Here is a 12,440-nt window from a genome sequence, read left to right on the forward strand (position 1 = left end):
CGGTAGTTCAGTTGGTTAGAATACCTGCCTGTCACGCAGGGGGTCGCGGGTTCGAGTCCCGTCCGTTCCGCCACTTATTAGAAAATTAAGCCTGCTACTAAGCAGGCTTAATGATAAGAAGATTTAGGGGCGTAGCTCAGTTGGTAGAGCACCGGTCTCCAAAACCGGGTGTCGCGAGTTCGAGTCTCTCCGCCCCTGCCAGAAACAATCCTTAGCATTCTTGCTAAGGATTTTTTTTACCTGTAATTTGAGTTTTTCCTTCTTTCTTTTTTACTCCCGGCATCCTTGCCAGCGTTTTCCTTAATCTTCCAGAATATTCGTTCTCAGCAGATCGCAAATCAGCGCATGTTTATCGCTATTTTGCAGCCAAACTGCATATAACGGGCGTGAAAGCGTTGTACTGTCGGTAACCGTATGGAGATCGCTTTTACCTTTAGCCCAGCTGACCGGTAGCCAGCTAAAACCTTTGAGGACTGAAAGTTGCTGCCTGGCTAATTCTGCCGAACTGGTGGTAAGTACCGGCACTTCATCTCCCGCAATCAATCCAGCCTCGTGTTGCTGAAAGTCAGGTCCCCATTCCAGACGCAGATAATTCAGTTCATCTTTGGTTTGTGAAGGAGAACTGCAATACAGCGCCAGCGTGAAATATCCCAACAGTTGGCTGCTAAATTCGTCCATTTTGGGCGTTTCGGTAGTAATCAATAGATCAAGCTGTCGTTCATGAAGCTGTTTTACTAACGACTGTCGCTGCGCGATCCTCGCTTCAAATTGCAGGCTGGATTGTGGCTCCTGGGATTGGTACAAACGCCCCAGCCAGCCATTAAGCATGCATTCCCAGAGGGATGCGCTGGCACCAATAGAAAACTCGTTATGCCGCGAGGTATTCGCAACCTCCTTACGTGCTGCTTGCCACGTATTCATCAGCGTTTCAGCGTAAGGTAATAATTTTTCACCTGCAGCGGTTAAACGGATATTGTTTCTGTGTCGGGTGAACAGGTTTACACCCAATTGATTTTCCAGTTGTCTGATCCGAAAACTAACCGCTGATTGGGTCAGATAGAGCGCTTCAGCAGCCCTGCCAAAGTGGCGTGTCCGGCTAACTTCCAGGAAAGTTTTTAACAATTCCGTATCCACAACTCGCTCCATAAAATTATTTGTCGTTATGATTTAAATCTTTTGTTTGACGCTCTGTCAAGCGTAACTAATACTCCGCGCCATAAATAGCTCGGCCAAAGAATTAGGAGCGTGCAGGATGGCGGAAAGCTTTACGACGACTAATCGATATTTCGATAATAAATATTATCCCCGCGGATTCTCCCGTCATGGTGATTTCACCATTAAAGAAGCACAACTGCTTGAGCGTCACGGTTATGCTTTCAACGAGCTGGATCTGGGCAAGCGTGAGCCGGTAACGGAAGAAGAAAAACTGTTTGTTGCGGTATGCCGTGGTGAGCGCGAACCGGTTACCGAAGCTGAACGTGTGTGGTCCAAATACATGACGCGCATTAAGCGTCCAAAACGCTTCCACACGCTGTCTGGCGGGAAACCTCAGGTGGAAGGTGCGGAAGACTACACCGAATCTGATGATTAATAAAAAAGGGCGAAAGCCCTTTTTTTATGCCAGTAGTTTCTGCAAATGAATGAGTAATCTGTCTATCGCCCGATACCCAACAGCCTCCTGTAAGTGCTGGCGAGAGATATGGTCAGATTGTTCTATATCCGCGATCGTTCGAGCGACCTTTATCAGGCGTAACCATGCGCGGATGGATAATCCGAGATGCGCGAGCGTTTCTTCAAGCCACTGCGCATCGTCGCTACGCAATGGACAGTATTTATGGATATCCTGACTGTCCAGGTGCGCATTTAACTTATTCTGCCGCCGATACTGACGCTCTCGTGCTGCCATAACGCGTTGCTTCACCGTTGCGCTATCTTCCCCTTTTACCTGGCTCTGGCTGAGTATGCCGGGCGGCGGTAAGGGGATTTCGAGGGAGAGATCGAAGCGGTCAAGAAATGGACCTGATAATCGATTGAGGTAGCGTAGCGTCTGCTCTGGGGTACAGCGGTTATGGTTCCCCTGATAATGTCCTGTTGGGCTGGGATTCATGGCAGCAATAAGCTGAAAACGCGCGGGGTAAGTTATTTTTGCCCGAGTGCGGGATAAATGAATCTGCCCGGACTCAATGGGCTCTCGCAGTGCATCCAGCGTGCGCCGCTCAAACTCGGGAAGTTCATCCAGAAACAGTATGCCGTTATGCGCCAGAGATATCTCGCCTGGCGCAGGAATAGAGCCGCCACCGACCATGGCAGTTAATGAAGCACTGTGATGCGGCGAACGAAAAGGGCGTTGTTTCCACTGTTTTTGTAGCGTGTCGGAATTGACCAGACTTAGAATCGCGGCGCTTTCCAGTGCTTCATCATTGCTTAGTGGCGGAAGCAATCCTCTCAGGCGACTGGCCAGCATGGTCTTACCCGTTCCCGGCGGCCCGATGAGTAAGAGGTTATGACCGCCAGCTGCGGTAAGTTCCAGTCCGCGTTTACCCTGTTCCTGGCCGATAACATCGCTCAGATCATCTGCTAATGCGCAGGGGGTAAAATCTGCCGATGATGGTCTGTCTAAATCATGCTTACCTTCGAGAAATGCGCATACGGCCTGTAGATGATCGGCTATCAGGCACCCTTCACCGTGTATCAGTCCCACTTCAGCTGCATTCTCTTTTGCGACAATAATTCTCCTGCCTGCGCGAATAGCTTCAGTTGCACTTGATATCGCACCGGGAACGCCGCGTAACGCGCCTGTAAGCGCTAATTCGCCTACCAGCTCATATGTATCGAGGTTATGGGTTGTAAGCTGCTCAGACGCTGCCAGAAGCGCAACTGCGATAGGTAAATCATATCGTCCCCCTTCTTTCGGGAGATCGGCCGGAGCGAGGTTTATGGTTATCTTCTTTGCCGGGAATTCATAACCGCTATTAATAATCGCACTGCGAACTCGATCGCGAGCCTCTTTTACCGTTGTTTCGGGTAATCCCACCATGGTTAAACCAGGCAAACCATTGCTGATATGTACCTCGATGGTAATGGCTGGCGCATTCACGCCCAGCGCAGCGCGTGTGTGAACAATCGATAGTGACATAAGCCCTCCTGATGAAAGCATTATGTCGCAATACATCGCGGCAAGATTTCACATAATTACGGTTTTTAGAGGCTTATTCCTGTGTTTTTATGTAGCTCAATACTGCTTGCATAAAGCCTGGAATAGCGCTCGCAAACGCTTTTGAATAACGTTTTTAGTAGGAAACGGGTTGCCGAGAATCACCTGAAACGTGAAATATTTTCACTTTTGATTTTTTGTATAAAAAACAACGATATTTATCTAATCCGTTAACGGCGTCAGAAAAACGAATAAAAAAATATCTTGTGTCATTTGCAAATTCTATGGTAACTCTTTAGGTATTCCTTCGAACAAGATGCAAGAAAATACAAAAATGACAGCCCTTCTACGAGTGATTAGCCTGGTCGTGATTAGCGTGGTGGTGATTATTATCCCACCGTGCGGGGCTGCACTTGGACGAGGAAAGGCTTAGAAAACAAGCCTTAACGAACTAAGACCCCCGCACCGAAAGGTCCGGGGGTTTTTTTTGACCTTAAAAACATACATGAGGAGCAGAAAGTGAACGGTAGCATAAAATTCTGTTTCTCAAGATTTACGGCGGGGATGTAACTATGAATGGGGCACAGTGGGTGGTACATGCGTTGCGTGCACAAGGGGTTCAAACCGTCTTTGGTTATCCTGGTGGCGCAATTATGCCGGTTTACGATGCGTTGTATGACGGCGGCGTAGAACACCTGTTGTGCCGACACGAGCAGGGTGCGGCAATGGCGGCAATTGGCTATGCCCGTGCGACCGGTAAAACCGGTGTGTGTATCGCCACTTCAGGTCCTGGCGCTACCAACCTGATCACCGGACTCGCCGATGCGCTGTTAGATTCTGTTCCGGTGGTGGCGATCACCGGCCAGGTGGCCTCACCTTTCATTGGAACGGATGCGTTCCAGGAAGTGGACGTTCTGGGTATGTCTTTGTCCTGCACCAAACACAGTTTCCTGGTGCAGTCACTGGAAGAGCTGCCGCGCATCATGGCAGAGGCTTTCGCTGTGGCGAACTCCGGTCGTCCGGGTCCGGTTCTGGTTGATATCCCGAAAGACATCCAGCTGGCCAGCGGTACGCTGGAGCCGTATTTTACGACCGTCGAAAGCGTAGAGGTTTTCCCGCACGCTGACGTTGAGCAGGCGCGTAAAATGCTGGCGCAGGCGCAAAAACCGATCCTGTACGTCGGTGGCGGCGTTGGTATGGCGCAGGCGGTCCCGGCCCTGCGTGAATTTATCGCGGTAACCCAAATGCCGGTCGCCTGCACGCTGAAAGGTCTGGGCGCAGTAGAAGCTGACTACCCATACTATTTGGGTATGTTGGGAATGCATGGCACTAAAGCGGCAAATTTCGCGGTGCAAGAATGTGATTTACTGATTGCCGTGGGCGCGCGTTTTGATGACCGGGTGACCGGCAAGCTGAATACCTTCGCGCCGAACGCCAGCGTGATCCACATGGATATCGACCCTACGGAAATGAACAAGCTGCGCCAGGCGCACGTCGCCCTGCAGGGTGATTTAAATTCTCTGCTGCCGGCATTGCAGCAATCTCTGAAGATTGACGCATGGCGTCAGCATAGCGCTGAACTGCGCACAGAGCATACCTGGCGCTATGATCATCCCGGTGAGGCTATCTACGCGCCACTGTTGTTGAAGCAGTTGTCCGATCGCAAACCCGCAGACAGCGTAGTGACAACGGATGTTGGTCAGCATCAGATGTGGTCGGCGCAGCATATGACCTACACCCGCCCGGAAAACTTCATCACCTCGAGCGGCCTGGGTACGATGGGCTTTGGCCTGCCAGCAGCGGTTGGCGCGCAGGTTGCTCGCCCGAACGATACGGTAATCTGTATCTCCGGTGACGGTTCCTTCATGATGAATGTACAGGAGCTGGGCACCGTAAAACGCAAGCAGTTGCCGCTGAAAATAGTCTTACTCGACAACCAGCGGTTAGGCATGGTGCGACAATGGCAGCAGCTGTTTTTCCAGGAACGTTATAGCGAAACCACCCTTACCGATAACCCCGATTTCCTCATGTTGGCCAGCGCCTTCGGCATACCAGGTCAACACATCACCCGTAAAGACCAGGTTGAAGCGGCACTCGACACCATGCTGAACAGCGAGGGGCCATACCTGCTTCATGTCTCAATCGACGAACTTGAGAATGTCTGGCCTCTGGTACCGCCAGGTGCCAGTAACTCAGAAATGCTGGAGAAATTATCATGATGCAACATCAGGTCGCCGTTGAGGCTCGTTTCAATCCGGAAACGTTAGAACGTGTTTTACGCGTGGTACGCCATCGTGGTTTTCAGGTGTGCTCCATGAATATGGAAGCCGCCAGCGATGCGCAAAATATAAATATCGAATTGACCGTTGCCAGCCCCCGGTCGGTCGACTTACTGTTTAGTCAGTTAAGTAAACTGGTAGACGTTGCACATGTTGCTATCTGCCAGAGCACAACCACATCACAACAAATCCGCGCCTGAGCGCAAAAGGAAGAAAAATGACGACGAAAAAAGCTGATTACATTTGGTCTAATGGCGAGATGATTCGTTGGGAAGACGCGAAGGTTCACGTGATGTCCCACGCGCTGCACTACGGTACTTCAGTATTCGAAGGCATCCGTTGCTACGATTCTCACAAAGGGCCGGTGGTGTTCCGTCATCGCGAGCATATGCAGCGTCTGCGTGATTCAGCCAAGATCTATCGTTTTCCGGTTTCTCAGAGCGTTGATGAGCTGATGGAAGCTTGCCGCGAGGTGATTCGTAAAAACAATCTGACCAGCGCCTATATCCGTCCGCTAGTGTTTGTTGGCGACGTGGGGATGGGCGTTAACCCGCCAGCGGGATACACCACTGACGTGATCATCGCCGCGTTCCCGTGGGGTGCTTACCTTGGTGCAGAAGCGCTGGAGCAGGGGATCGACGCGATGGTTTCTTCCTGGAACCGCGTTGCGCCGAACACCATCCCTACTGCTGCTAAAGCTGGCGGTAACTATCTGTCTTCGCTGCTGGTGGGTAGCGAAGCGCGTCGTCATGGCTATCAGGAAGGCATTGCGCTGGACGTGAATGGCTACATCTCCGAAGGTGCGGGCGAAAACCTGTTTGAAGTAAAAGACGGCATTCTGTTTACCCCGCCGTTTACCTCTTCCGCGCTGCCGGGTATCACTCGTGATGCGATCATTAAGCTGGCGAAAGATCTCGATATCGAAGTGCGTGAGCAGGTGCTGTCCCGTGAATCACTGTACCTGGCCGATGAAGTGTTCATGTCCGGTACCGCGGCCGAAATCACCCCAGTACGCAGTGTCGATGGTATCCAGGTGGGCGAAGGCCGCTGCGGTCCGGTCACCAAACGCATCCAGCAGGCCTTCTTTGGCCTCTTCACCGGTGAAACGGAAGATAAATACGGCTGGTTGGATCAGGTTAATCAATAAACATAAATTTGGGACGGCACGCACCGTCCCAATTATTAGACAGACGGGAGTTAATCAAGCATGCCTAAGTATCGTTCTGCTACCACCACCCACGGCCGCAATATGGCGGGTGCCCGCGCATTGTGGCGCGCCACCGGGATGACCGATGATGACTTCGGTAAACCGATTATCGCTGTGGTGAACTCCTTTACCCAGTTTGTGCCGGGTCACGTCCACCTGCGCGATCTCGGTAAGCTGGTTGCCGAACAAATCGAAGCCTCAGGCGGCGTGGCGAAAGAGTTCAACACCATTGCTGTGGATGATGGTATCGCCATGGGTCATGGCGGCATGCTGTATTCACTGCCGTCGCGTGAGCTGATCGCTGACTCCGTTGAGTACATGGTTAATGCCCACTGCGCCGATGCGATGGTCTGTATCTCCAACTGCGACAAAATCACCCCCGGGATGTTAATGGCCTCTCTGCGCCTGAACATCCCGGTTATCTTCGTTTCCGGCGGCCCGATGGAAGCCGGGAAAACCAAGCTCTCTGACCAAATCATCAAATTGGATCTGGTTGATGCGATGATTCAGGGCGCTGACCCGAAAGTTTCCGACTCACAAAGCGAGCAGGTTGAACGTTCCGCTTGCCCAACCTGCGGCTCCTGTTCCGGTATGTTCACCGCTAACTCGATGAACTGCCTGACCGAAGCGCTGGGCTTGTCGCAGCCGGGTAACGGTTCGCTGCTGGCGACTCACGCCGACCGTAAAGAACTTTTCCTCACCGCAGGCCAGCGCATCGTCGAGCTGACCAAACGTTATTATGAGCAGGACGATGCTTCCGCGCTGCCGCGCAACATTGCCAGCAAGGCAGCGTTTGAGAACGCCATGACGCTGGATATCGCCATGGGCGGCTCCACCAATACCGTTCTGCACCTACTGGCGGCCGCGCAGGAAGCGGAAATCGACTTCACCATGAGTGATATCGACAAGCTGTCCCGCAAAGTCCCGCAGCTGTGTAAAGTGGCGCCGAGTACGCAGAAATACCATATGGAAGACGTGCACCGCGCAGGCGGCGTACTGGGTATTTTAGGCGAACTGGATCGTGCTGGACTGCTGAACCGCGACGTGAAAAACGTGCTGGGGCTGACTCTGCCGCAAACGCTCGATCGGTATGACGTGATGTTGACCAAAGACGACGCGGTGAAAAAAATGTTCCGTGCAGGCCCGGCCGGCATTCGTACTACCCAGGCGTTCTCACAGGACTGCCGTTGGGATACGCTGGATGACGACCGCGCTGAAGGCTGCATTCGCTCGCTGGAGCATGCTTACAGCAAAGACGGCGGTCTGGCAGTTCTGTACGGTAACTTCGCGGAAAACGGCTGTATTGTAAAAACCGCAGGCGTGGATGACAGCATCCTGAAATTCACCGGCCCGGCAAAAGTGTATGAAAGCCAGGACGATGCGGTTGAAGCCATCCTCGGCGGTAAAGTGGTGGCTGGCGACGTGGTTGTCATTCGCTACGAAGGGCCGAAAGGCGGGCCTGGCATGCAGGAAATGCTCTACCCCACCACCTTCCTGAAATCGATGGGCCTCGGTAAGGCTTGCGCGCTGATTACCGACGGTCGTTTCTCCGGCGGTACTTCGGGGCTTTCCATTGGTCACGTTTCTCCGGAAGCGGCCAGCGGCGGTAATATCGCGATTATCGAAGATGGTGACATGATTGCCATCGATATCCCGAATCGTGGTATTCAACTTCAACTGAGTGATGCGGAAATCGCTGCGCGCCGTGAAGCGCAGGAAGCTCGCGGTGACAAAGCCTGGACGCCAAAAGATCGTCAGCGTCAGGTCTCCTTTGCACTGCGCGCTTACGCCAGCCTGGCAACCAGTGCCGACAAAGGTGCGGTGCGCGATAAGTCGAAGCTCGGGGGATAATGACCATGGCGGATTCACAACCTCTATCCGGCGCTCCTGAGGGCGCCGAGTATCTCAGAGCGGTACTGCGTGCGCCGGTATACGAAGCGGCACAGGTAACGCCGCTACAGAAAATGGAAAAACTCTCTTCGCGCCTCGACAATGTCATTCTGGTGAAGCGCGAAGACCGTCAACCTGTTCACAGCTTCAAGCTACGCGGTGCCTATGCCATGATGGCGGGCTTGACCGAAGAGCAAAAAGCGCATGGCGTCATTACCGCATCGGCTGGTAATCATGCTCAGGGCGTCGCTTTCTCTTCTGCGCGATTAGGCGTGAAGGCGCTGATTGTCATGCCAACGGCTACCGCCGATATCAAAGTCGACGCCGTTCGCGGCTTCGGCGGAGAAGTGCTGCTGCACGGCGCGAACTTTGATGAAGCCAAAGCCAAAGCGATTGAATTGTCGCAGCAGCAGGGGTTTACCTGGGTGCCGCCGTTCGATCATCCGATGGTGATTGCCGGGCAGGGCACGCTGGCGCTGGAGCTGCTCCAGCAGGACGCGCATCTCGATCGCGTCTTTGTGCCAGTTGGCGGCGGTGGTCTGGCGGCAGGTGTTGCGGTGCTAATTAAACAGCTGATGCCGCAAATCAAAGTGATTGCCGTGGAAGCCGAAGATTCGGCCTGTCTGAAAGCGGCGCTGGATGCCGGTCATCCGGTGGATCTGCCGCGAGTGGGTCTCTTTGCCGAAGGCGTGGCGGTCAAACGTATTGGCGATGAAACCTTCCGTCTGTGCCAGGAATACCTCGACGATATTATTACCGTGGATAGCGATGCTATTTGCGCGGCAATGAAAGACCTGTTCGAGGATGTACGTGCGGTGGCGGAGCCTTCCGGGGCGCTGGCGCTGGCGGGGATGAAAAAATACATCGCCCAGCATAATATTCGCGGTGAGCGTCTGGCGCATGTTCTTTCCGGCGCTAACGTTAACTTCCACGGCCTGCGCTACGTTTCCGAACGTTGCGAGCTGGGGGAACAGCGCGAAGCCTTGCTGGCCGTGACCATCCCGGAAGAAAAGGGCAGCTTCCTGAAGTTTTGCCAACTGCTGGGCGGGCGCTCGGTGACCGAGTTTAACTACCGCTTTGCTGATGCGAAAGACGCCTGCATTTTTGTCGGCGTACGTCTGAGCCGTGGGCTGGAAGAGCGTAAGGAAATCCTGCAACTGCTCAATGAGGGCGGCTATAGCGTGGTGGATCTGTCTGATGACGAGATGGCGAAGCTACACGTGCGCTATATGGTCGGTGGACGTCCGTCGAAACCCTTACAGGAACGTCTTTATAGCTTCGAATTTCCGGAGTCGCCGGGGGCGTTGCTCAAATTCCTGCATACCCTGGGGACGCACTGGAATATTTCATTGTTCCACTATCGCAGTCACGGCACTGACTATGGTCGTGTGCTGGCGGCGTTTGAGTTGGGTGAACACGAGCCTGATTTCGAAACGCGGCTGAATGAACTGGGTTATGACTGTCATGATGAAACATATAACCCGGCGTTCAGGTTCTTCCTGGCGGGTTAACGACAGCCATTAAAAAAGGGTTCATGTAAAAACATGAACCCTTTTTGCTACTGTACCAGCAGATTACAGAGTGATAACGTCGAATTCGACTTCGGTATTCACGTCAGCATCGTAATCCACACCGTCGAGGGCAAAACCGAACAGGTTCAGGAATTCCTGCTTGTATCCTGCATAGTCAGTTTCTTGCGCCAGGTTTTCGGTAGTGATCAGCGGCCACAGATCGCGACATGCCTGCTGAATGTCGTCACGCAGTTCCCAGTCATCCATACGGATACGCTGGTTGTCATCAAGCGCCACTTTATCGCCGTACAGGCTGGTGGTCATCAGACGGTTGATCTGCTCAATACAACCTTCGTGAATCCCTTGCGCTTTCATCAGCTTGAAGACCATGGAGATGTACAGTGGCATTACCGGAATCGCAGAAGATGCCTGGGTGATGACGGACTTTAGTACGGCAACGTTAGCGGAACCGTTCAGCGGTGCCAGCTGGTTACGCAGTTCTCCCGCCGCGCGATCGAGGTCTTCTTTCGCTTTGCCCAGCGCGCCGTGCCAGTAGATTGGCCAGGTCAGGTCGGTACCGATGTAGGAGTAGGCTACGGTTTTCACGCCATCAGCCAGCACGCCCGCTTCGCTCAGCGCGCCCATCCACAGTTCCCAGTCTTCGCCGCCCATGACGGTGACGGTGTTCTGAACTTCTTCTTCGGTTGCCGGCTCAATGCTGGCGGTGATGATCTGATCTTTGTTGGTATCGATCGCTTTAGAGGTGTAAACCTCACCGATTGGCTTCAGCGCTGAACGGACGATTTCACCGGTTTTCGGCATTTTACGCACTGGGGAAGCCAGTGAGTAAACCACCAGGTCAATCTGACCCAGGTCTTCTTTGATCAGTTTGATCACTTCATCACGGCATTCGTCAGAGAACGCATCGCCGTTGATGCTTTTGGAGTACAGACCTTCACGCTTGGCCGCTTCGTCGAAAGCTGCAGAGTTATACCAGCCTGCGGAACCTGGTTTGGTATCCGTGCCCGGTTTTTCGAAAAATACGCCGATAGTGGCGGCACCGCTGCCAAAGGCGGCGGAAATTCTGGAAGCCAGACCGTAACCGGTGGAAGCACCGATCACCAGCACGCGAGACGGGCCGTTCTCGATTTTCCCGTTCTGCTTAACATACTCGATCTGCTTTTCCACGTTGACTTTGCAGCCAGTCGGATGGGTCGTTGTACAGATGAATCCACGAATTTTTGGTTTGATTATCATAATGATGGCTAATTAAGTTTGTATTTTCGCTGTCAAGTGCGCAATGACACCGTCTGTTCTGGCCTGCTTAACGCGATGGTTAACAAGCCCCCCACTACAATGGATCACGACATTATACAGAAAAGGAGCGCCAATACTGAATCTACCACTGATTTTAGACCTGACGCTGGTGCTACTCTGCGGATTTACGTTCCAGAACAATCTTCCAAAACGCGTCGATCAGTGGTTCATGCAGCCGCTTTTTCGGCGCGCAGACGCCAAGCTCGAACGGTGTTTTTTCGTCACTTCGCTCTAAAATCATCACGCGATTACGCACCGGCTCCGGGCTGTTTTCTAGCACCACTTCCGGCAGCAGCGCCACGCCGCAGCCCAGCGCCACCATTGAGACCATCGCTTCGTGGCCACCCACCGTGGCGTAAATCGATGGGTTGCTGATTTTGTGACGGCGGAACCACAGCTCGATACGGCGGCGTACTGGACCCTGATCGGCCATGATAAACGGCACCGTCGACCAGTCCGGCTTATCGACCGATACCTGATTACGCACCGGGCAGGGCAACGCCGGAGCGATCAACACAACCGTCAGATTCTCCAGCATCGAGAACGCCACCGCGCCAGGCAGTGTTTCGGGCTTACCGGCAATCGCCAGATCGGCTTCACCAGTGACCACTTTATCCATCGCATCGGCGGCGTCGCCGGTGGTGAGCTTAATTTCCACTGACGGATGCTCGGCGCGGAAACGGTCAAGGATTGGCGGCAGATGGCTGTAGGCGGCAGTTACCGAACAGAAAATATGCAGTTCGCCTGACAGCGACGGCCCTTGTTGATCGAGAGTGTGGCGTAACTGCTGGTACTGCAACAGCGTCTGTTGGGCAAACACGCGCAGCTCTTCACCGGCTTCGGTCAGCGTAACCGTGCGGTTATCGCGCACAAACAGCGGCTGGCCGAGGTCTTCTTCGAGGCGCTGAATCTGCCGGGAAAGCGTGGATGGGCTGACGTGCATTGCCCGCGCGCTGCGGCCAAAGTGACGACTTTCAGCCAAATGCAGGAACATTTTCAGATCGCGTAAATCCACAGACGAGCCTCCGATTTTCTACGTTGCATAAATTGCAATGTGACGTTGTGAATATATCAATTTCCGC

Annotated in this window: 11 protein-coding genes and 1 tRNA gene; 8 read left to right on the forward strand and 4 right to left on the reverse strand. The window is 53.3% G+C overall.

Going from position 1 to position 12,440, the window contains the following annotated elements; translation table 11 throughout:
• Positions 1 to 125: 125 nt before the first annotated feature.
• Positions 126 to 201: transfer RNA gene (locus tag OGY68_RS00075), tRNA-Trp, on the forward strand.
• A 99-nt stretch (positions 202 to 300) separates the two neighbouring features.
• On the opposite strand, the gene hdfR is transcribed toward OGY68_RS00075, so the two are convergent.
• Positions 301 to 1,146 carry an HTH-type transcriptional regulator HdfR gene (gene hdfR / locus OGY68_RS00080; RefSeq protein WP_008787063.1) on the reverse strand — a complete coding sequence of 282 codons (846 nt, stop codon included), beginning with the start codon at positions 1,144 to 1,146 and terminating at the stop codon, positions 301 to 303.
• A 106-nt stretch (positions 1,147 to 1,252) separates the two neighbouring features.
• Here hdfR and maoP point away from each other — a divergent pair, with 106 nt between their 5' ends.
• Positions 1,253 to 1,591: a macrodomain Ori organization protein MaoP gene (gene maoP, locus OGY68_RS00085; RefSeq protein ID WP_003018025.1), complete on the forward strand. Its 339-nt coding sequence runs from the start codon at positions 1,253 to 1,255 to the stop codon at positions 1,589 to 1,591.
• Between the two features lie 24 nt (positions 1,592 to 1,615).
• Here maoP and OGY68_RS00090 read toward each other — a convergent pair whose 3' ends face one another.
• Positions 1,616 to 3,136, reverse strand: a complete 1,521-nt coding sequence (locus OGY68_RS00090) for a YifB family Mg chelatase-like AAA ATPase (protein ID WP_057067459.1) — start codon at positions 3,134 to 3,136, stop codon at positions 1,616 to 1,618.
• 352 nt (positions 3,137 to 3,488) lie between these two features.
• On the opposite strand from OGY68_RS00090, the gene ilvL reads away from it, so the two are divergent.
• The 6 genes from ilvL (at position 3,489) to ilvA (ending at position 10,041) form a co-directional block, all read left to right on the forward strand.
• On the forward strand, positions 3,489 to 3,587 hold the full coding sequence (gene ilvL / locus OGY68_RS00095) for an ilv operon leader peptide (RefSeq protein ID WP_001311244.1): 99 nt from the start codon (positions 3,489 to 3,491) through the stop codon (positions 3,585 to 3,587).
• Between the two features lie 139 nt (positions 3,588 to 3,726).
• Positions 3,727 to 5,373, forward strand: a complete 1,647-nt coding sequence (ilvG, locus tag OGY68_RS00100; RefSeq protein ID WP_057067460.1) for an acetolactate synthase 2 catalytic subunit — start codon at positions 3,727 to 3,729, stop codon at positions 5,371 to 5,373.
• Positions 5,370 to 5,633 (forward strand): acetolactate synthase 2 small subunit, encoded by a 264-nt coding sequence (gene ilvM / locus OGY68_RS00105; protein WP_003018017.1) that lies wholly within the window; start codon positions 5,370 to 5,372, stop codon positions 5,631 to 5,633. Before ilvG ends, ilvM begins: the two co-directional genes overlap by 4 nt.
• 17 nt (positions 5,634 to 5,650) lie before the next feature.
• Positions 5,651 to 6,580 carry a branched-chain amino acid transaminase gene (locus OGY68_RS00110; RefSeq protein WP_003018014.1) on the forward strand — a complete coding sequence of 310 codons (930 nt, stop codon included), beginning with the start codon at positions 5,651 to 5,653 and terminating at the stop codon, positions 6,578 to 6,580.
• Between the two features lie 60 nt (positions 6,581 to 6,640).
• Complete coding sequence (ilvD, locus tag OGY68_RS00115; protein WP_008787065.1) at positions 6,641 to 8,491, forward strand: dihydroxy-acid dehydratase; 1,851 nt, start codon at positions 6,641 to 6,643, stop codon at positions 8,489 to 8,491.
• Between the two features lie 5 nt (positions 8,492 to 8,496).
• Entirely contained in the window at positions 8,497 to 10,041 is a 1,545-nt protein-coding gene (ilvA, locus tag OGY68_RS00120) for a threonine ammonia-lyase, biosynthetic (RefSeq protein WP_032945726.1), read from the forward strand.
• A 63-nt stretch (positions 10,042 to 10,104) separates the two neighbouring features.
• On the opposite strand, the gene fabV is transcribed toward ilvA, so the two are convergent.
• Both fabV and ilvY read right to left on the reverse strand, forming a co-directional pair.
• Positions 10,105 to 11,298, reverse strand: a complete 1,194-nt coding sequence (fabV, locus tag OGY68_RS00125; protein WP_008787067.1) for an enoyl-ACP reductase FabV — start codon at positions 11,296 to 11,298, stop codon at positions 10,105 to 10,107.
• 172 nt (positions 11,299 to 11,470) lie between these two features.
• Positions 11,471 to 12,373, reverse strand: a complete 903-nt coding sequence (gene ilvY / locus OGY68_RS00130) for an HTH-type transcriptional activator IlvY (RefSeq protein ID WP_003829023.1) — start codon at positions 12,371 to 12,373, stop codon at positions 11,471 to 11,473.
• Positions 12,374 to 12,440: the final 67 nt, after the last annotated feature.

It is taken from the genome of Citrobacter sp. Cpo065, from assembly GCF_030332805.1.
Lineage (GTDB): Bacteria > Pseudomonadota > Gammaproteobacteria > Enterobacterales > Enterobacteriaceae > Citrobacter > Citrobacter portucalensis.